Consider the following 21,292-nt stretch of genomic DNA (forward strand, 5'->3'; position numbering starts at 1 on the left):
GTTTGGATTTTTTTTACACTTTAGTCGTTAAGCAATTTATTAAAAGCCACAATTCCTTTAGAATATTTTTCACTATCTGCTGTTCTTCTGCTACAGCTCTTATTGACTTGAAAACAAGTCTCATGCTTTTGAAAATTCGCGTGGCTTATAATCGTAATGAACCAATCACTTCATCAATCCATGGAAGACGTTCCACACATCCGTGTTTTAGATGAGTGGCACGACACAATTCCTGAAGATCTTTATATTCCTCCGGCTGCTTTTGAGATTTTACTCGAACAGTTTGAAGGACCACTCGACTTTTTAATTTATCTGATTCAGAAAAACGGTTTTGATTTAATTCAGCTCGATATTGCACCTATTGCAACTCAATATTTAGCTTATATGGATAGCATGAAATCCTTAAATATTGAGTTGACTGCCGACTATATGGTGATGGCTGCTCTATTGGCTGATTTGAAATCTCGCTTACTCTTACCTAAACCTACAGTAGTGAGTATCGAAAAAGATCCTAAACAGGATCTTATTGATCGACTTGAAACTTATTTACGTATTAAACAAGCTGCTGAGCGTTTAGGTCAAATGCCAGTTCTTGACCGTGATACATTTAGTGCCAATGTAAGCTTAGGTCATATCGCGCCTGTTTATGAAGGTTATGATGTTTCAGCATTACATGACGCTTTGTTTTGCGTATTTAATCGTCCTGAACCCGTAACACACACAATTGCGCAAGAGCCTGTACTGTTAGAAGAACGTATTGCTTATATTGAAGAGAAATTAGAGTCAGGCGACGTGTTAAGTTTTAAAGAATTACTTAATCCCCAACAAGGCCGTATGGGAATGGTTGTAACTTTTATGGCTGTTTTAGAATTAACCCGACAACAAAAGATTAAAATTATTGCTACAGGTATTGAAGCTCCATTGGCTATTCAAGGGTCTGCGGCATGAGTTTTGAACAAAATAATAATGATTTGTCATTAGCTGACATTCATCACGAAGTTTTATTGCAACTTGAAGCGATTATTTTTGCCAGTGAAGCACCTGTTTCGATTGCTCGTTTAAAAGAAGCTTTTAATAATCAATATAACAAACAACAGCTTCGTCAGCTTTTACAACAACTTGCCCTCTTACAACATGGCCGCTCTATTGAGTTGATTGAAACCGCGCAAGGCTTTCGTTTTCAGGTAAGATCCAAATATCGCAATATTATTGCGCAGATTTGGCCAGAGCGACCAACAAAACTGTCGCCATCTTTACTAGAAACCTTGGCTGTCATTGCGTATCATCAACCAGTCACGCGTGCTGATATTGAACAAATTCGTGGTGTATCTAATAATAGTCAGATTCTCAGAACGCTATTTGACTGGAACTGGATTAAAGAAGCCGGTTTTAGAGATTTACCCGGAAGACCTGCGTTGCTAATTACAACGCCTCAATTTCTGAATGCTTTTGGTCTAGCCTCTTTAGGCCAATTGCCTCCCCTACAGAACGCCAAGGAAGCATTTATGGCTCTCGATGCGAATGCACCGAAATCATAAAGAGGTGGACTGTTGATCATTATGTCTAAGGTTGTGCTGTCATGAGTGAAAAATTGCAAAAAGTATTAGCGCGAATCGGATTAGGTTCTCGCCGATATATGGAAGAGGTTATTGCCGCAGGACGCGTGAGTGTAAACGGCCGCGTTGCCCAAGTGGGTGAGCGCATTGAACCAGGCGATGAATTACGCATTGATGGCCGTAAAGTTCAGTTCCAGATCGAAGATGAAATTCGTCGTCGTGTACTGATTTATTATAAACCAGAGGGTGAGATCTGTTCACGTAATGACCCAGAAAAACGCCCAACTGTATTTGATCATTTGCCACAAATTGCAAATGACCGTTGGGTAATGGTAGGTCGTCTGGATATTAACAGTACAGGTTTATTACTATTTACAAACGATGGTGAGCTTGCTAACCGCTTAATGCATCCATCTAATGAAATTGAACGTGAATACGCTGTACGTGTAATGGGTGAAGTAACACCACAATTACGCCAAAACATGGTCAATGGTGTAGAGCTTGAAGATGGCCCAGCCAAGTTCGAATCTTTCTCTGAAATTGGTGGTGAAGGTATTAACCGCTGGTATCAAGTTGTAGTGAAAGAAGGCCGTAACCGTGAGGTTCGCCGTATTTTCGAATCGCAAGGTCTTAAAGTAAGCCGCTTATTACGTACTCGCTACGGTACTGTTATTTTACCACGCGAATTACGTACTGGTCGTTGGATGGAACTCGATAAAACTGATATCGACAACTTAGCTAAATCTGTTGAGTTGAAACCACGTCAAGGTACAGGTTTATTTGGTATGGCAAAACGTCGTACTGATCGTATGACCGAAAAACCAATGGCAGCACGTCGTGGTGGTTATTTACGTCAACAACGTCGTGATGATGAAAAAGAAGCATCAGCTAACACAGGTAATCAGCGTAAATCGACTGGTTTTAACCGTGGATTTAAAAAGTTCTAAGTAAAATTTTTAAATCAAAAAAACCGCTCACTTTAGAGCGGTTTTTTATTATTTAATTTCAATTAATTCATTTTTGCTAGTTCAATCCATTCAGCTTCTGGAAAATGAATAGCTAAGTAGTTCTTTAAATAATTTGAAGTATCCTGCGAAATTAATGGATCTTTTGATTCATCTTTTAAGTTATAAACCAAAGCTTTTAATTTCAGACCGCGTGACTTAAGTGCCTCGAGACTAAGCAAAGTATGATTAATACTTCCTAGACGACCAGATGTCACTAAAATAACAGGAAACTGATGCTGAGCAACATAATCAATGGTGAGTAAACTGGTGGTTAAGGGCACCATTAAGCCACCCGCCCCTTCTAATAATACAATTTCAAAACGCTCAGCTAATGTTTGAGTCGCATTTTCAATTTTTTGAAAATCGATTTCTCGATTATCAAGACGCGTTGCTAAATGAGGTGAAGCAGGATAACTAAAGATTTCGGGCATAGTCAGCTTATCGTGATCTTCTTGAAACCAACCTTGCCCCATAATTTCACGATGCTTTTCAATATCTTCAGAAATATCAGCATTACCTGTTTGAATGAGTTTTTGGGTGATTACTTTTTTACCCTGCTCAGTCCATAATTTTGCTAAAAAACCTGTCGCGTAGGTTTTACCAATTTCGGTATCAATCCCACTGACAAAATAGATCTGACCACTCATTTACTTCATTCTCCGGGCAATACAATAAATTGGGTGATATGTTAAGGCATATCCCTCGGCGTGCTTATACCGATCATAATCTTGATAAAACTGCTGTAAAGTTTGCTTGGTCCAACGGTGCTGCGCTGTCGCTGTTACACCAGTCGCTTTTAAATGTTGTAATACAGCTTTAGGCGAATCGAAATAAAGCTGAGTTTCTGACTCAGATAGATACAGAACTTCAAAACCAGCCTCAGTTAAGGCACTGTTCCAACTTTCAAGATTCCAATAACTTAAGCCCTGTCCGGTTAGCTCTTTAATTTCAATTAGGTTCTTAGGGCCAAATGTTGAAAAGCATAGCCAACCACTGTCAGTTAAAACATCATTACAACGCTTAAGCAAAAGCGGCAAATCCTGCATCCATTGCAAGGCAGAACCTGAAACAATCATATCGAGCTGCTGAGGAAGTTCTAAGGTTTCAACATCTCCAATTAACCATTTTAAATGCTCTTCGTGATTGAAGTGCTCCTGCACCTCTGAGTACAGATCATTCAAAATTAAATCTTCAATTTGAAAAGCTTCAACAAGCAGACGAGTTAAATTGCCAGAACCACAACCAATTTCAAAAACACGTCGTATCTTACTTGGGCAAAACTGTTTGAGTAAGCTTGTTAAATTTTGACAAATTTGTTTTTGAACAACCGCGTGCTCTGAATAGCTTTGACCTGCTTTAGCAAAACGCTCGGCAACTAAATTTTTATTCAGACTCACAGAAAACTCACCAGTGCTTCAAGCTCGTGTTGCTCGACCATTGACGTTAAAGAAATACGTAAACGCGAACTATTTTTAGGTACTGTTGGTGGGCGTACAGGCATGGCATAAAAACCACTTTCCTGAACCTGCTTCGCCTTATCGATAGCAGCCTGACTTTCTCCCACAATCACTGGAATAATATGGCTGGTCGATGGACTCAGATAACCCTTTTGTACCACTGCTTGTTGAAGATATTGGCTAATATTTTTTAAGTGTTCACGCTGAGGTTGAGCCACTAATACTTTTTGAAAAATAAAATTTGCCCAAGCCATAACAATCGGAGGTTGAGCGGTACTAAAAATAAGCGGGCGCATTTTATTAATGAGATAATCTTTAATAATTGGATGGCAAATAATATAACCACCGACTGCTGCTAATGCTTTACCTAGGGTACCAACTAGAAAATCAATTTCCTGAATTACATTATATTGTTCAGCACACCCTAAACCTTGCTGTCCACGTACGCCAATTGAATGCGCTTCATCGACATATAGCATGGTTTTAGCAAAACGTTTTTTAAGCTGGACTAAAGCGGTTAAATCTGTTTCATCGCCATCCATACTAAAAATACTTTCCGTGACCACAATGATTCGTTCAATCTTGTCATCATCATGATACTTTTGTAGAAGCTGTTCTAAGTGCTCTAAATCATTATGTCGATACCGTACATACTGGGCACCAGACAAACGGATCCCATCAATCATACTGGCATGAACTAACTTATCTGCCAAAATTAAAGTTTTACTATCAGCAACAGCGGGCAAAATACCAATATTCATATGGTAGCCACTATTGAATAATAGAGCTGCCCGTCCACCAAATGCTTGGCTTAGGCTATTTTCCAACTGTTCATATTCATCAAAATTACCCGTCAATAAACGGGCCGATGAAGAACTAAAATAGCTGCGTCCTAATGGATAGCAATCTAAAAATTCTTGGCGAAGATCAATATCAGCTGCCAACCCAAGATAGTCATTTGAAGCTAAATTGAGCATTGTTTTATTTTTAATTGTAATAAAACGGCCATGCTGCACATTTTGGGTAAATTGTCTGAAATTACCTTGTTGTTTTAACTCATCTAACTCTGTAGCAAAATGATCGAGCAATGACATCTTAATGTGCCCCCTGCATCGTTTTAACTACTTCAACCAACTGTTCGAGCAAGCCACTTAACTCTTGTTGAGTGATGACATAAGGCGGCATGACATAAACTAATTTTCCAAAAGGACGAATCCAGATTCCACGCTCTACAAATTGTTGCTGTAAAGTTTTCATATCGACATTAAAGGTGAGTTCTACCACACCAATTGCACCGAGCACTCTTACATCAGCAACATAATCAAGCTGGCTTAAAGGTGCTAGATATTGGCTAAGCTGTTGCTCAATTCGCTTAATATTGGCCTGCCAATCTTGCTCAATTAATAATTGCGTACTTTTTAAAGCAACGGCACAAGCGAGTGGATTGGCCATAAAAGTTGGGCCGTGCATAAATACCCCAGCCTCACCGCGACTAATGGTTTCAGCAACATGCTTTGTCGTTAAAGTCGCAGACAAAGTCATATAACCGCCCGTTAGCCCTTTACCTAGACACATAATATCTGGCTCGACTTGAGCATGTTCCCAAGCAAAAAGCTTACCTGTACGACCAAAACCGGTAGCAATTTCATCGAAAATTAACAACAGATGATATTTTTCACAAAGCGCTTTAGCCTGACGTAAATATTCAGGATGATAAAAGCGCATACCCCCTGCACCTTGAACAATCGGCTCAATAATGAGTGCAGCAAGGTTTTCATGATTTTGCTGAATAGCTTGCTCTAGCTCGGCAATATCTTCTTGGTTCCATTCTTCATTAAATTTAGTTTGTGGTGCTGCTACAAAAAGACGATTCGGTAAGCTGGTACCAAAAATCTGATGCATACCTGTCACAGGATCACACACAGACATCGCATTCCATGTATCGCCGTGGTAACCGGACCGTGTGGTAATAAAGTTTGTTTTTTGTGGTTTTCCCTGTGCTGTCCAGAATTGCACAGCCATTTTTAAAGCAACCTCAACAGCGACCGAACCTGAATCTGCATAGAAAATTTTATCGAGACTTGGTGGGGTAATTTTTAAAAGAATTTTACCAAGCTCAATAGCAGGATCGTGAGTCAAACCACCGAACATGATATGTGACATGTTTTGTAGTTGATCGGTCACTGCTTGATTAAGTTCAGGGTGGTTATAACCATGTATTGCACACCACCAAGACGACATACCATCAATTAAAGTTCTACCATCATCAAGTTCAATCGTTGCCCCATAGGCACGCTTCACTTTAAATGTGGGTAAAGGTTGGGTCATTGAAGTATATGGATGCCAAATATGTTCCAAATCAAAATTATCGGTCATCCTCTATACCCTTTTACAGCAATCAAATCTTTCATTTAACACATGTTAAACCTGTTAAGAATGAAAGAAAATTGCGAGATCAACCAAAGCTTATGAACTTTGCTGATGAATTGTTAAAAATTGGCAGATTTCTTCAATTGTTCTTTCAGCCTGCAAGTAAGGAAAAGCGTGCGTAGCGTCTTTTAGCAACTTATAAGTCATGTTTTCTGTAGCGAAATCCTTAAAATTCTCGATAATTTTGCAAGGAATGACATTATCTTGCTCAGCAAACAGGTGAAGCTGTAGACCTGGATAATTTTTCAAGTTACCTACCAAGTTTAACTGTTCTAACATTTTTAAACCGTCTACCAGTATTTCCTTTGGGGGTGGATTTGCGATGTTTTGTACGCTCATCCAATCTTGTTTCGCTTGAGATGAGCCAAGTGTAATCAAATAATAAAAACGCTTTAAAGTGGCTTGTGGGTTCTGTAAAAAAGACCCTTTAAATTGACTAAATACATCAGCAGGCATTGCAGTTTGCCAATTATCATGAGCAACAAAACAAGGATTCGACGCGAGCGTAATTAATATTTTTGTTTGCCCTGTTTGCTTGTAAAAAATATCAACCAGTTGAGTTGCTAACTGCCCACCTAAGGACCAGCCTATTACCACATCAACTTCAGCCACTAAATCAAGCTGTGCTTGAAAGCTACTATCTAAAACATTAAAAATATTAATCAGTTGTGTGTCATAGCCAAATTTATTCAAACCTAATTTTAACGATTGCAGAGGTTCTATACCTACTCCCCACCCTGTAATCAATAAAATTTTATTTTGTAACTTCATGTGCCTATCCACAGTCAACTTTAGGAAGATTATATATGAAGTTCAATTCTAAATATCTTTTAAAATCAACAGAACGCTTGAATTTCAAAAAGTAAAATCAGTCATTTATAGTCAATAAATATTCTGAAATATATTGATATACAAGAGCTAAAATATTTATATGAAATATACAAAACTTTAATTATCTAAACATTGAAACAAATCAAAAAACAACATAATCCACACTTCCCCCATAAATCCATTGTGCAATGTAATTAATGTTAATACTTATGTTTTTTTATTAAAAAAAATGACTCATCAATTCATTTTAATGTTAGAAGATTAATTAATGATCAAAATAATGGGCGGATTAATATGCATACTCAAAGTGAAATATCTGACGGGAGAGAAAAAGATACATATTTTGTTACACCCAACGATATTATAAACACCTTACCTATAGATAAAAATTATTGTTTATTTCTGGATATTGATGGAACATTAGCTCCATTTCAAATTCATCCTGAGCATAGTTTTATACCTAATACTACATTAGAAGTTATAAAAAAAATTGTTGAATTAAATATACCAGTGATTGCTGTAACAGGACGTGATGTTGAAACAGCTAGTAAGCTATTTCAGTCTATTGAAATTCCTATAGCTGGCTTACATGGCTTAGATATTTATTTTGATTCCGACAATTATATTCGTCCAGATTTAAGTAATATTAATTTCAAAAAATTAAAAGAAGATATTATAAAATCTTGTGAAAAATATCCCGATTTATTAATTGAGGATAAAGGACATTCTATTGCTTTACATTATCGAAAAAAACCAGAATTAGAAGATAATGCAATTTATATTATGCAACAAATTAAATATTTCTATCCTCAATTAAAATTAAATAGAGGTAAATTTGTCATTGAGTTATTACCTAAACAGGCAGATAAAGGTAAAGCAATTCAAACAATATTAGACCATCTTGATTTACCATTAATTCACCCAATATTTATTGGAGATGATTTAACGGATGAATCGGGTTTCACTTTTATTAATCAACAATTTGGCACTTCAATTAAAGTAGGTTCTGGTGAAACAGAAGCTCAATATAGATTAAAAGATATTAACAGCGTTTCTAATTTTCTTTTTTTCTTTCTAGAAAAAATAAAAAAGTTATACGTCAAAAATAGTCAAGATCAGAATGGAGAACAAATATGTCTAAATTAATCGTGTTATCGAATCGAATAAGTATGCCATCAGGTAAGGCCTCCGCAGGTGGCCTTGCAGTAGCTGTACAAGACGCATTAAATGACAGTAACGGCATTTGGTTAGGCTGGAACGGTCAGCAAATTACCGATACTGAAGCGCCTGAATTCGATCAGGCATATTCTCATGGAATTGACTACATTACCTGCCCTCTTACACATCAGCAATATGCACAGTACTACTGCGGTTTTGCTAACAAAGTTTTATGGCCTGCCATGCATGATCGAGATGAACTGATCGAATATGATGCTGAAGAATATAATACTTACCAAAGGGTTAATCGTTTATTTGCTGAAAAATTAAAAGAGATTGCTCAGCCTGATGATCTGATTTGGGTACATGACTATCACTTTTTTAGTGTAGCTCGTCATTGTCGTGAATTAGGTATGCAAAATAAAATCGGTTTCTTTTTGCATATTCCTTTCGCAAGCTTAAACATTTGGCGCAAAATTCCAGTTGCACTGCAGTTGGTACAAGACCTTTGCCAATATGATGTAGTTGGCCTACAAACCCAAGCCGATCAAAACACCTGTATGCAAACGTGTATGGGCTTACTTGAAGCTCAAAAAATACTAAGTGACCGAATCAGCTATAAAAAACGTCAAGTACTCATAAAGTCCTACCCTATTGGCGTGCAACCAGAACTTATTCAGCGCCAAGCACAACAGGCATTTCATACTCCCTATGTATTTAACTTTGAAGATATACCACGTCAAAAAACCATTATTGGTGTTGACCGGATTGATTATTCAAAAGGTCTGCTTGAACGCTTCAATGCATTTGCGACCTTCTTGGAAACTAACCCTGAATATCATGGACTAGTACGCCACCTTCAAGTTGCAACACCTTCACGTACAGATATTCCGGCTTATCAACGCCTATACCAACGTTTTAAAACTAAGTTAGAACTGATTAATGAAGAGTTTGCACACGAAGACTGGCGTCCAATTGATTGTTGCTACGACACTGTTCAACATGACAGTCTAATGCATATTTATCGTCGCTCTGATATTTGCTGGATTAGCTCATTACGGGATGGTATGAACTTGGTCGCAAAAGAATATATTGCAGCCCAAGATCCAGAGAATCCAGGTGTGCTGATCTTATCTAAATATGCCGGTGCTGCTGAGCAAATGACTCAGGCCTTAATTGTTGACCCATTAGATCGGGCAGCGATGATGGATACTCTAAAAACCGCTCTAGAAATGCCTAAAGCTGAACGTATTAATCGTTATGAACAGTTAATAGAAGGTCTGGCAGCCACTGACCTTAGCGATTGGAGAAATAATTTCTTGAAAGATCTTGAAAATGCTCCAACTTTTACGAAGACTAAGTTGTCATTACAAGACAAGTATCAACCCACTTATCATGTTTTGTAATGATTTAAGCTGATAGAACATCGAGAAATTTTTCTCGATGTTCTATCGGTTGGTAAATTGACTTAAGTTATTTTGCCTTCACAAGAGTAAAGCGATTGAGTATGGCAATCATGGTTAATAAAACCGCCACTCCTGATAAGACAGTGGTTAGGCTAGTCCACTGGCCAATCAAGCCAATTAAGGCTGGGCCACTTAATGAACCTGTATAAGCAATTGTTGACACTAAAGACAGTGCCGCTGCTTTAGGCATATCATTTTGGCGTCCAACACGAGAAAACATGACTGGTACAATATTAGAACAGCCTAAACCCAAAAGTGCATAACCCAATACGACAACTTGCCAAACAGGTGCCATCACAATAGTAACCATAGCAAGGGCTGCAACAATTGCACTATAAGTCACAATAGTTTTCTCACCCCATTGTTTTAACAAGAGATGCCCTGCAAAACGACCACTTGTCATACTAAGCGCGAAGAAAGTATAGGCCAGCCCAGCAAAAGCAGGGTTAAGATGATATTTACTGGTCAAATAAATACCACCCCAGTCCATTGCTGCACCTTCTGACAAGAAAGCAATAAAACACATCATTCCAATCAACAGGATCGCACCATTCGGGCGCGAAGTTTTTTTAGGTGCGTCAGTTATTTCAGCTGCACCTTGTTCATCTTGCTCAAATGTTGTTAAAGCAGATGGAATAGCAACAAAGCTCACGACCATTAAAATCATGACCACAGATAGCGTACTCATGAGTGGTGAAAGGCCAATTGCTAGTAGCGTGGTGACGAGCATGGCGCCTATTAAACCACCAAGGCTGCACATACCATGGAAACTAGACATAAGCGCACGTAAGCTGTGTTTTTCCACCACAACTGCTTGTAAATTGATAGCAACGCCAAGGCTGCCTGCTGCTGTACCAAAAATAAATAACGCCACAGCCATCGATACAAGACTATGCCAGATCGTTAAACTTGGTAGTAATACCATTAAGAGTATGGTCGCCACAGCAATTAATGGACGACATCCCCAACGCTTAACTAAAGCCCCTGTCGCAGGCATAGCAATCATTGAGCCGATTCCCATACAAAGCAGCAATAAACCAAAATTTGCATGATTTAGGTTTAAACGTTGCTGTGCATAAGGAATGAGTGGTGCCCAAGCAGATATCGCAAAGCCCAAGCTAAAAAAGCTAAGACGAGTTGCTAATCGTTGTGTGCTTAAGAGAGTAGCTGTATCTAAAACAGCAGGTTTGGAAAATAACATATACGCGAAGCTCACCATAAAACCATTGGCGATCCATACCAACCGATTCCCCATAGAAAAACCCTTGCCTCATTAAATTTCTAGGCAAGGGTTTTTGTTGGCGAAATTATATCCAATTCCACAAAAAAAACATGGGGTCTGATACAAATTTTCTGACTTTTTTGTAACTGCCAAAGCCTTATGTAGTAAGGCTTTGAATATATTCAATTTGGCAGAATTAACATTTAAACGGTGACTTCATTTTATTAAAATGAGCCAATAAAAAACCCAGCCTAAGCTGGGTTTTTCAAGTCATTAAATTTGAGACTGGATATAATTTTGTAGGCCAATCAGTTCAATTAAACGCAACTGTTTTTCAAGCCAATAAGTATGGTCTTCTTCAGTATCTGATAATTGTTGACGTAACATGTCACGACTGATGTAGTCGCCTTTTTCTTCACAAAGTTTAATACCTGTCGCTAATTTTTCACGCACATGATATTCAAGTGCTAAATCAGCTTTTAAGCAAGATACAACGTCTGTACCAACATTGATATCTTCACGATGCATGTTTGGTTTGGCACCTAAAAATAATACACGACGAATAATCGCATCGGCGTGAGACGCTTCTTCTTGCATCTCATGGTCAATACGTTCATAAATCTTGTTTAAGCCCCAATCTTCATACATACGAGAATGGATTAAATATTGATCACGGGCAGCCAACTCTCCGCCAATGAGCATATTTAAATAGTCTATGACTTCTGGATTGCCACGCATAATAAATCTCCTATCGTATGAGTCTATTATGGGCAAACTTAAAAATGATTGCAAAACAGAAAATAGTTAAGTTTATGATTTTTATCAAATTAAAATGAGAAACATACGCATTTGCAGTTTAAGTTATTTAAATTTCTTTTGCAAAAAGAAACGCTTGTCCGATTTATAACCTCAGACAAGCGTTCAAATATAGCAAAAACCATCAATTTATAAATTTGTAACTAAAATCAATGGTTCTTATTTCGCTATACTTTTAGCTCAAAGTTTGCCCATAGCCTGCCATGAGTGATAAGAAATCTGTTTCATTCATGACAGGAATACCTAACTTCGCAGCTTTTTCTAATTTTGAACCCGCCTTCTCACCAGCGACTACACATTTTGTTTTGCTAGAAACACTCCCACTTACTCGTGCACCTAATGCTTGTAGCATTTGAGTGGCCTGATCACGGGTCATTTGCTCTAATGTACCCGTAAGTACCCAGCTTTCACCATTTAAAGGTTGACGCGTTGGTGCTGTTGGCGCATCCCAATGAATTCCTGCGGCAATTAAACGATCGAGTACTTCAATGTTATGCGGTGCCAAGAAAAAGTCAGCAATCCACTCTGCTGTAATATCCCCGACATCTGGGGTTTTCTTTAAAGCTTCTACATTCGCAGCTTTAAGTGCCTCTAGCGTCTGAAATGTATTTGCTAACATTCTAGCTGTTGTTTCACCTACTCCACGAATACCTAATGCATAAATAAAACGTGCTAGAGTTGTTTTCTTACTTGCTTCAATCGCATCTATTAAGTTCTGTACTGACTTTTCTCCCATTTTCTCGATGCCCAACAGAGTTTCTCTGTGCTCATGCAAATGGTAAATATCAGCAACATCTTTGAGTAAATCGAGACGTAATAAAGATTCTACCCAACGATCTCCCAAGCCCTCGATATCCATCGCTTTACGCGATACAAAGTGACGAATGGCTTCAATACGCTGTGCAGCACAATATAAACCGCCTGAACAACGTGCAAGAGCCTCACCTTCAGGCATCACTACAGGCGAAGCACATACTGGGCAGGACTCTGGTAAATGAACAACTTCTGCTTCAGCAGGACGGAACTCTGGCCAAACTTTTTCTACTTTAGGAATCACGTCACCCGTACGATATACACTTACCGTATCGCCAACGCGTACATCTAGACGATGAATTTCCCCAATATTATGCAACGTGACATTAGAAACAGTTACACCACCTACAAAAACAGGATTTAAGCGTGCTACAGGGGTCAAAGTCCCTGTACGCCCTACTTGCCAGTCAATCTGCTCAACAGTCGTAAGAGCAGCTTGAGCCGGGAATTTATAAGCAGTTGCCCAGCGTGGTTCACGACTTAAGAAACCAAGCTGCTGTTGTTGTTTTAAGTCATCGACCTTTACGACCATGCCATCAATTTCAACTTGGAGGCTTGGACGTTCTTGCTGAATTTGCTCATAACGCTGCTGTACTTCTTGAATTGAATTACACAAGTACTGACGCTCAGCAATTTGAAACCCAAGTTCCGTTAACCATTGCAAGCTATCATGCATAGTGGTGAGGCCATGATTTGGTTCACATTGTGCAATTCCATACGCGTAAAATGCCAAAGGTCGGCCAGCAGCAATATTCGGATCAAGTTGTCTTAAACTTCCTGCAGCTGCGTTTCGAGGGTTAGCGAAGGTTTTTTCCCCTTTTGCTTCCTGATCGGCATTGAGTTTTTCAAAACCAGACTTCGGCATGAGTACTTCACCCCGTACTTCGAGCAAGCGCGGAATTTCGTATTTTTCTGAATGCAGAACTTTAGGTAAGTTACGAATGGTTTTAACGTTTTGAGTAATATCTTCGCCAGTTTCACCATCCCCACGAGTTACACCACGAACCAGTACGCCATTTTCATACCATAGTGAAATTGCAAGACCATCGAGTTTTAACTCAACTTCATATTGTACTTTCTGGTTTGGTAGTCGCTCTTCTACACGGCGTGCAAATGCAAATAAATCTTCTTGATTAAATACGTTACCCAGTGAAAGCATTGGCACCACATGCGTCACACTTTCGAATTTTGAAAGCGCTTGACCACCTACTTTCGTTGTTGGTGAATCGGCTTGTACAAGTTCCGGATACTGCTCTTCTAAAGCTTTTAACTGATGAAATAAATGATCATATTCACTGTCCGAGATTGTCGGCTGATCCATGACATAGTAGGCATGGTTATGCTTTGCAATCAGTTGAATAAGCTGACGCATCTGTTCGATCACGGAAGTTATTGCCATTATTTTATTCACCATAAAAAAGGGTGGAAATTTCTCCACCCTGAGCTGCGACTAGATATATTGCAATTATCGCAACCTATATCAAAAATTTAAACTAGGCTGTTGCCTGTGCTGGACGATAATCAATCACATGATGACGCCAATGTTCTTTTAACTGTGGCGTAAACTCAAGGTTATTTTCATCATAAACCTTACCATCAATTTCACGAGCAATAAGGCCTGCAATACTGGTCATCATGTCAAAACCGGTAACAGCTTTGCTGTTTGGAAGTGCAAGGAAAAATGCTAAGCCTTGAACTTGTTCAGTCGATAAAGTTTCTAAATCGAAACCAGCAGGACCATTATCAGTCATACGCAGTACAGAGAACATAAGTGCACTTGGTTCATCGGTATTTTCATAGCGATGGAAACAAGACATTTCACCGTAACGTAGACCATATTTTAAAAGTACTTTCAGTGCTTTATCACCCGATAACGCACGGCGCGGATTTGGATAAACATTTAATGCAATAATCTGCTCAGCCATTGCTAATGCACTTTCGTCATCAAAACGCTGCTGCTCATGTAAATGTACATCAAGAATATTACTTTCACCTTCAAACTCAGCAATTTCAGCAGTTTCGATATTTGGATTTAAGCTTAATTCCGGCTCAGTTTTCGGTTGCCCTTCTGCAACTTTTGGTTCTGATGAGCTAACAACTTCTGGTTCAGCAGAAACGGTATCGACTAACTCAACTGAACTATTTTCGCTTACAGTTGGGCTAACAGTATTTTCTTCAGCTTTAACTTCTTCTACTTCTACTGGCGTATTTTCAACGGGTACTTGTGTCTGGACTGTTGGAGCTTGTGAAGCTTGTTCTAGTTCTTTTGTTCCCTTTTCTTTTGGCTGTTCCTGCTCTCTTAAAGTTGGTTCCACTCGTTCAGCAACGGCTGCTGACGCAACAGTAACTTCTGGCTGTTCAAGTTGATCTCGTACATGACGAGGGATAACCGGTTGATTACTTTCAGGATTAATATGTAAATCACTGTCTAGCGAGGGTTCAGCATGGTTCGGCTTTTTTAAAATCATTCTTAAGCCAATTAGCATGATAATAATGGCAACAACGATGCCAATAATCGTATTGATTTCCATTCTATGACTCCGAAACTAACCCGTATTCTTTTGCCTGTTCTAAATTGACAGTGACTAATTTTGATGTACCCGGTTCAGGCATGGTTACACCCAACAAGTCAGTTGCCATGGTCATCGCCAGCTTATTATGTGTAATGTAAATGAATTGTACATGTTCAGAAAGCTCTTTTACCAAATTACAATATCTCTGTACATTCGCATCGTCGAGTGGAGCGTCCACTTCATCGAGTACACAAAACGGTGCCGGATTTAACCTGAAAATAGCAAATACTAATGCTAACGCTGTTAACGCTTTTTCTCCACCGGAAAGTAATGCTAGAGAACTGTTTTTCTTACCCGGTGGTCTCGCCATGAGCTTAACCCCAGATTGCCAATCATCCTCAAGACTTAAACTGGCTTCACCGCCATTAAAAACTTTTGGAAATAGATTTTGTAACTCTTGATTAATCTGATCAAAAGTCGACATAAACAACTTACGGGTTTCTTGGTCAATGCTTTTCATCGCATCTTTTAACTGAGTTACCGTATTTTCCAAGTCTTGAATCTGGTGGCTCAACTCATCAAAACGCTGAGAAACTTCTTCAAACTCTTGTGAAGCAGCTAAGTTAACTGCACCGATTTTTTCAAACTGTTTCTGTACTTTTTCCAGTTTTTGCTGGTGTTCAGTTAAATCTATTTTCAAGCCCGTTTGAAGCTCGGCATTTAACTCTTTGAGCTGTTCTTGATAGTGTTCACGATCCGACTTGGCTGCTTGCCATGCTAAACGTTTGGCTTCAAGCTGCTCTCTAAGCTTTTCATCTTGCTGTTGGTATTGATGGCGTTGGTCTGTAAGCGTTTGTTGCTTCTCTTGGACACTATTAAGCTCAATCTGCCATTCATTCCATGTCTTTTGCAGCTTTTCGGTTTGAGCAAATTGTTGTTGAAACTCTGACTCAAGGTTTGGCAACTCTAACTGAATAGGGTCAACAAACTTTTTCGCCTGTTCCATTTGCGCTGTAATTTGTTGATATTGGCTCTGCAAGAACGAAATATCTTTTTCAAGTAGTTCAATCTGTTGAGTTGTCTGCGTACTATTACGTCGTAAAATCTCACGTTCTTGTTGTTGCTGTTGCAAGACTTGTTGCTGTTCTTCAAGCTGCTCTGTTAATTCTTCTACCTGAAATTGCAAAGTTTTATAGTCAGGTAAAATGGTTTCAAGCTTCATTGCTAATGCATGCAAATCAATTTCAAGATCGTCTTTTTGCATTGCATCTTCTTCAAGCTGCATATCTAACTGAGCGAGTTGATCTTTCAATTGTTGTTTTTGTAATAAAAATGCTTGTGCTGCGGTTTGCTGTTTAGCAATTTGAACATCTAGCTGTTGCAAGTCTTTTTGCTTTTGTTTAATGGTTTGTTGTTTCTGCTGTAAGTCAGCTTGTAGCTGTGTAAGTTTTTCTTTTTCCTGAACTACCGTTTCATCTAATGCTTGTAGTTCAGGTTGCTGCTTGTGAAGAACTTGTTCAATTTCGTCTAGACGAATACGATGACTGAGCATACCTTGCGCACTTTGACTTTCGTCATCATACATAAGAGCAATTACCCAATCTTGCCCAACATGATAACCATCTAAAGTCAAAATAGACTGGCCATGTTGCAATTGCTTTTGTTCATTTAAAGCATGAGATAAATCTTGTGCAATCGCCACATTGGAAAATATTGAAAGCTGTGGTGACGCAATCCAATCATTCAAGCAAGTCAGGTTGCCCTTAAATTTGCTTGATTGCTCTGAAGGTTTTAACTGGCGAGCAATTCCTTCCTGAAAGGCTTGTTCAGTTTCAACAATATGTGCCTGCAACCATTTTGCTAAAAACTTTTCAATAATCTGTGCATGTGGCTTACCCTGCTCCGTTAACTCTAGAGCCTGCATTAAACGTAGCGTATCTTGGTTTTGCTTTGGACTTTGTTTAGCAACAAGCTGGCTTAAGTTTTTCTGCTCAGATAATAAAACCTGTATTTCTGTTTTTAACGTTTGCTGCTGGTTTTTATTTGCTTGATGCACTTGTTGAGCTTGTTCAATACGCTGCACATACTGCTCAATATCAGCCTCTAAGGTCGAGATTTCACGACTAAGCTGCTGTTGCAATTGCTCAAGCTCGCCTTGTTCATCTTCATGTACTTTCGATTGGATCTGGTTGGCTTGATGTTGCAGTGTTTCTTTTTGCTGTTCAATGCGCTGAACATTTTTGCCTAATTGCTCGATTTGAGCAGACATTTGCATTTTTTGCTGCTGTTGTTTTTCAACCTGAGCTTTTACTTGCTCAAATTGTTGCTGCGCTTGCCGCTGCTGTGATTGTAAACCGGCAAAATTTTGCTCTGCTTCAGCTGCTGTATGCTCAATTGCCGTTAAAGCTTCAGTTTGTTCTTCTAACTGACTATTCAGTGTTTCAAGCTGTAGTTCGGAAAGTTGTAAACGCTCTTTCGTCTGAGCTTTTTGTTGTTCTAATTGAACAAGAGTTGTACTGTTTTGCTGAAATAAACTCTGTTTTTGTTCTAGAGTCATTTTAAGTTCAGATAATTTTTTTTCAGCTTGCTGCCACTCTTGTTGTAGTGGTGAAGATTGCTGAATAAGTCGCTGAAATAAAGCACTGGTAGATTCTAAATCATGTTCAATCGTACTTAGCTCAGAGCGAACTAATTTAAAAGTTTCGCCCAGTTCATTCATTTGAACTGTATATTCTTCTTGTAGGCGTACACTTTTCTCTGCCTGGAAAGACAAAATTTCAATTTTGAGTGTACGAATCTGGCTTTCTAATGTTTTATATTGAACCGCAGCTTCTGACTGACGCTTAAGTGTTTTAAGCTGAGATTTTAACTCAAGCGCAATATCTTCCAAGCGTGAAAGGTTTTGCTCCGTATGTTCAAGGTGCTGCAAGGTTTCGCGGCGACGTGCCTGATAACGGGAAACACCCGCTGCCTCTTCAATGAAAATACGCATTTCTTCAGGCTTGGCATCAACCAAACGATTAATCATGCCCTGTTCAATGACTGCGTAAGAGCGTGGCCCTAAACCCGTTCCCAAGAAAATGTCAGTAATATCACGGCGACGGCAACGTGTACCATTTAAGAAATATTCAGATTTACCTTCTCGAGTCACCTGACGACGAACAGCGAGCTCATTATAAGCGTTATAAGCTCCGCCTAATTTGCCATAGGTATTGTCAAAACGCAGTTCTACACTGGCAACACCCACTGGCTTACGCTTGGATGTTCCGGTAAAAATAACATCTTGCATGCTACCACCACGCAGCTGACGAGCGTTTGACTCCCCCATCACCCAGCGGATCGCATCAATAACATTGGATTTGCCACAACCATTTGGACCAACCACTGCTGTGCGGTTCGCCTTAAAATTTAAAGTTGTACTATCTGCAAAAGATTTAAAGCCGGAAAGTTTTAAACTGCTTAAACGCATAATGCCCTAACTAACGGCGTGAGCGTCTCGCCCAAGCCAATTCAATCTGTTTCATTCGTGTCAGCGATTCCAACACAAGGTTACGTAAGTGTCGACAAAAATCTTCCATAAATAAAGCGGCTTGTTGTGATTTTCGGATCAAAATTGCATCAGTCACGAGTTTAAATAATGCAAACGCTTCTTGCAGTTCCCTTTTAGAGGTATTTAGCGTCAAAAAATAACTACGACGTAGCGAAGGTAATAATTCTTTATAAAATTTCATTAAATAAGGATTACCGACCATATCTTGCTGTTCAGCCAGATATTGGAAAATGGCATCGTAGAATTTTTCGATATCGCCTGCTTTTACATGCTCAAGAAGCTGTTCTAACAAGAGCTGTAATTGATCAGCTTCATGGGCGCGCCATGTTTCACTGATGCGTTGTACAATATGCCCCAATAACATCATATTTGTATCAAATAACGCTTTAACCTGTTGTGCCGACATTTCTGAAACAATTGCACCCCGACGTGGAAAAATTTCAATGAGATGCGTACGTTCAAGCAATAATAATGCTTCACGAACTGACCCCCTGCTTACATCAAGCTCTTTCGCAATACGAAGCTCTTGTATGCGTTCGCCTTCGACCAATTCGCCGCTAATAATCTGTTCGCTAATATATTTGACAATTTGCTCAGAAAGACTCTCTGTCTCTTCGAGATTCATAAATCACCCGCTACTTTTTATATGCATTAATCCATGCTTTTCTTTCGCATCCTTGTTTTTAACTGATCCCATCCATTAAAAACTATGTCATTGTCTGACAATTTTATTGCATTTTAAGCCAACCCGCCCAAAATCCATACAGAAATCGGATGAAAAACTCAGCTTTAGTCTGTTTAAATCTTCAAATAAAAAAAGCTTAAACTGTGAGAGTCTAAGCTTCCTTTTCTATATTTTTTAATAAAACGTTTTTAATTCATAAAACCTTTATAAATAAAATAACTGCCTACCACGACTAACAAACAAGCAAAGCATTTTTTTAGCATTTGTGGTGACAATGCGTGTGCAACCTTGGCCCCAAGTTTAGCGGTCACAAAACTCATGACACTAATACCAATAAAAGCATAGATGTGCACATACCCAATCGTATTAGGTACAGAAATGTGCTCTTTAGCACCAAACCACATAAAGCCAATTGCACCCGCTACAGCAATAGGTAAACCACAAGCGGCAGAAGTCGCGACTGCTTTTTGCATGACTACACCATGACGGTTTAAATATGGAACAGTTAAGCTACCGCCTCCAATACCAAAAATTGCAGAGGCAATACCAATACCACCACCTGCCATAAATTGCATAGGTGTTGAAGGAAGCTGACGTGTTGGGTCAACAACCACATTTGCGCCTTTAAACATGCGATAGGCCATCACAACTGCAAAAACACCAATCAGAAGCTGTAAATGCTGACCAGATAAAAGATCGGCAATGCCTGCGCCTAAAAATGAGCCTAGAACAAGACCGGGTGCTAGATTACGAAAAACAGGCCAAAGAACTGCACCTTTTTTATGATGGGCAGAAACAGAACTAAAAGACGTCACAATAATGGTTGCTAAGGAGGTTCCGACTGCAATATGCATGATTACTGCCGGATCATAGTGCAACTGGGTAAAAACGACATAGAGGATTGGTACAATAATTAGTCCACCGCCAACTCCAAACAATCCGGCAGTAAAACCAGCAATTGCGCCAATGAGTAAATATATGATTAACTCCATAAATGTTTTACCACTCTGCTCATATTCAACATGGATTTAGAGACTCGCCAACTACAACAACTTTTAAGCGCAAAAAACCAGCTTCCAGAAGTGGTTTTATTAAAAGCAACCACAACTTCGACCAATGATGATATTCGTGAAATTGCCCAAAAAGGCATTACAACAGGCTTGGTTTGCAGTGCTCAACAAACTCAAGGGCGAGGTCAACATCAACGGCAATGGATTTCACCTGAAGGAAACATTTATTTAAGCACATTGGTGCAAACTCGAACACCCTTAGATGGTCGCTTAGCACTTGAAGTTGCTCTAAATATTCTGCAAATTCCACAGTTACAGCCTTTAAGCTTACAAGTAAAATGGCCGAATGATTTGTACAGTACGCAAGGAAAATGGGGCGGAATTTTGGTCGAACCACTTTCCCAGCATCAGGCTATTGTGGGTGTAGGTATTAATTTAAAAACACCTCCAGTAACTGATAGCGATCAATCGATCACGTCTCTAGAAGATTTAGGTCTAGAACAAATGGGTCGTCTTGAGTTAATTTCAGAACTTTATGTTGCAATTCAAAATGCAGCTCGCTGGTTTGATCATGGTTGCTACAACTTGGCAGGCCGTTTTAACCACCATGCAGCATGGCTTAATCAGTTAGTTCAGTTCGAACATAGTCAAGGACTGATATATGGCCGTTTCGTTGGAATCTCTAATGAAGGTGCGGTGATTCTTGAAACTCCTGAACCACAGCAGTTTTATCAAGGTCGTCTAAGACCACAAACCACTCAGTAATCAGGTATTTTTC

18 protein-coding genes are annotated in these 21,292 nt (G+C 39.1%); 6 read left to right on the forward strand and 12 right to left on the reverse strand.

Features of this window, described 5'->3' with window-relative positions; all coding sequences use genetic code 11:
* Positions 1-156 precede the first annotated feature (156 nt).
* From MKL35_RS02425 to rluB, 3 genes are read left to right on the forward strand one after another with little or no spacing between them, the layout of a single operon-like run.
* Positions 157-948: a segregation and condensation protein A gene (locus MKL35_RS02425; protein ID WP_006581110.1), complete on the forward strand. Its 792-nt coding sequence runs from the start codon at positions 157-159 to the stop codon at positions 946-948.
* A complete protein-coding gene (scpB, locus tag MKL35_RS02430) occupies positions 945-1,538 on the forward strand; it encodes an SMC-Scp complex subunit ScpB (protein WP_002050325.1) in 594 nt (197 codons plus the stop codon). Before MKL35_RS02425 ends, scpB begins: the two co-directional genes overlap by 4 nt.
* 41 nt (positions 1,539-1,579) lie before the next feature.
* A complete protein-coding gene (rluB, locus tag MKL35_RS02435; protein ID WP_032011344.1) occupies positions 1,580-2,503 on the forward strand; it encodes a 23S rRNA pseudouridine(2605) synthase RluB in 924 nt (307 codons plus the stop codon).
* A gap of 62 nt (positions 2,504-2,565) precedes the next feature.
* Here the strand turns inward: rluB and bioD are convergent, their stop codons facing one another.
* The 5 genes from bioD to MKL35_RS02460 form a co-directional block, all read right to left on the reverse strand.
* Entirely contained in the window at positions 2,566-3,210 is a 645-nt protein-coding gene (gene bioD / locus MKL35_RS02440; RefSeq protein WP_002050388.1) for a dethiobiotin synthase, read from the reverse strand.
* Positions 3,211-3,960 carry a malonyl-ACP O-methyltransferase BioC gene (gene bioC, locus MKL35_RS02445; RefSeq protein WP_032011342.1) on the reverse strand — a complete coding sequence of 250 codons (750 nt, stop codon included), beginning with the start codon at positions 3,958-3,960 and terminating at the stop codon, positions 3,211-3,213.
* Complete coding sequence (locus MKL35_RS02450) at positions 3,957-5,114, reverse strand: 8-amino-7-oxononanoate synthase (protein WP_032011341.1); 1,158 nt, start codon at positions 5,112-5,114, stop codon at positions 3,957-3,959. The genes bioC and MKL35_RS02450 overlap by 4 nt, the downstream gene beginning before the upstream one ends.
* A gap of 1 nt (position 5,115) precedes the next feature.
* Positions 5,116-6,396, reverse strand: a complete 1,281-nt coding sequence (gene bioA, locus MKL35_RS02455; RefSeq protein WP_032011340.1) for an adenosylmethionine--8-amino-7-oxononanoate transaminase — start codon at positions 6,394-6,396, stop codon at positions 5,116-5,118.
* Positions 6,397-6,486: 90 nt separating this feature from the next.
* Positions 6,487-7,221, reverse strand: a complete 735-nt coding sequence (locus tag MKL35_RS02460) for a hydrolase (RefSeq protein WP_032011338.1) — start codon at positions 7,219-7,221, stop codon at positions 6,487-6,489.
* Positions 7,222-7,575: 354 nt separating this feature from the next.
* On the opposite strand from MKL35_RS02460, the gene otsB reads away from it, so the two are divergent.
* Positions 7,576-8,427 (forward strand): trehalose-phosphatase, encoded by an 852-nt coding sequence (otsB, locus tag MKL35_RS02465; RefSeq protein WP_032011336.1) that lies wholly within the window; start codon positions 7,576-7,578, stop codon positions 8,425-8,427.
* The gene (locus MKL35_RS02470) at positions 8,415-9,845 is read left to right on the forward strand and encodes an alpha,alpha-trehalose-phosphate synthase (UDP-forming) (RefSeq protein ID WP_016804234.1); all 1,431 of its coding nucleotides are present in this window, start codon (positions 8,415-8,417) and stop codon (positions 9,843-9,845) included. The genes otsB and MKL35_RS02470 overlap by 13 nt, the downstream gene beginning before the upstream one ends.
* A 67-nt stretch (positions 9,846-9,912) precedes the next feature.
* On the opposite strand, the gene MKL35_RS02475 is transcribed toward MKL35_RS02470, so the two are convergent.
* The 7 genes from MKL35_RS02475 to MKL35_RS02505 all read right to left on the reverse strand — a co-directional run bounded on the left by MKL35_RS02475 (position 9,913) and on the right by MKL35_RS02505 (position 20,496).
* Positions 9,913-11,106 (reverse strand): MFS transporter, encoded by a 1,194-nt coding sequence (locus tag MKL35_RS02475; RefSeq protein ID WP_002050338.1) that lies wholly within the window; start codon positions 11,104-11,106, stop codon positions 9,913-9,915.
* Between the two features lie 294 nt (positions 11,107-11,400).
* The gene (ftn, locus tag MKL35_RS02480; RefSeq protein WP_001214863.1) at positions 11,401-11,865 is read right to left on the reverse strand and encodes a heteropolymeric bacterioferritin subunit Ftn; all 465 of its coding nucleotides are present in this window, start codon (positions 11,863-11,865) and stop codon (positions 11,401-11,403) included.
* Positions 11,866-12,118: 253 nt separating this feature from the next.
* Positions 12,119-14,155, reverse strand: coding sequence for an NAD-dependent DNA ligase LigA (ligA, locus tag MKL35_RS02485; protein WP_032011335.1), 2,037 nt, complete (start codon positions 14,153-14,155; stop codon positions 12,119-12,121).
* Positions 14,156-14,249: 94 nt separating this feature from the next.
* Positions 14,250-15,287, reverse strand: a complete 1,038-nt coding sequence (locus MKL35_RS02490; protein ID WP_032011333.1) for a cell division protein ZipA C-terminal FtsZ-binding domain-containing protein — start codon at positions 15,285-15,287, stop codon at positions 14,250-14,252.
* A 1-nt stretch (position 15,288) separates the two neighbouring features.
* Positions 15,289-18,738 (reverse strand): chromosome segregation protein SMC, encoded by a 3,450-nt coding sequence (gene smc / locus MKL35_RS02495; protein ID WP_032011331.1) that lies wholly within the window; start codon positions 18,736-18,738, stop codon positions 15,289-15,291.
* A 10-nt stretch (positions 18,739-18,748) separates the two neighbouring features.
* Entirely contained in the window at positions 18,749-19,444 is a 696-nt protein-coding gene (locus MKL35_RS02500; protein WP_001047228.1) for a GntR family transcriptional regulator, read from the reverse strand.
* Between the two features lie 248 nt (positions 19,445-19,692).
* Entirely contained in the window at positions 19,693-20,496 is an 804-nt protein-coding gene (locus MKL35_RS02505; protein WP_004710335.1) for a sulfite exporter TauE/SafE family protein, read from the reverse strand.
* A gap of 30 nt (positions 20,497-20,526) precedes the next feature.
* Here MKL35_RS02505 and MKL35_RS02510 point away from each other — a divergent pair, with 30 nt between their 5' ends.
* Positions 20,527-21,279, forward strand: coding sequence for a biotin--[acetyl-CoA-carboxylase] ligase (locus MKL35_RS02510; protein WP_004710337.1), 753 nt, complete (start codon positions 20,527-20,529; stop codon positions 21,277-21,279).
* Positions 21,280-21,292 lie beyond the last annotated feature (13 nt).

Origin of the sequence: Acinetobacter sp. AOR41_HL (assembly GCF_027854645.1) — a bacterium.
GTDB lineage: Bacteria > Pseudomonadota > Gammaproteobacteria > Pseudomonadales > Moraxellaceae > Acinetobacter > Acinetobacter nosocomialis.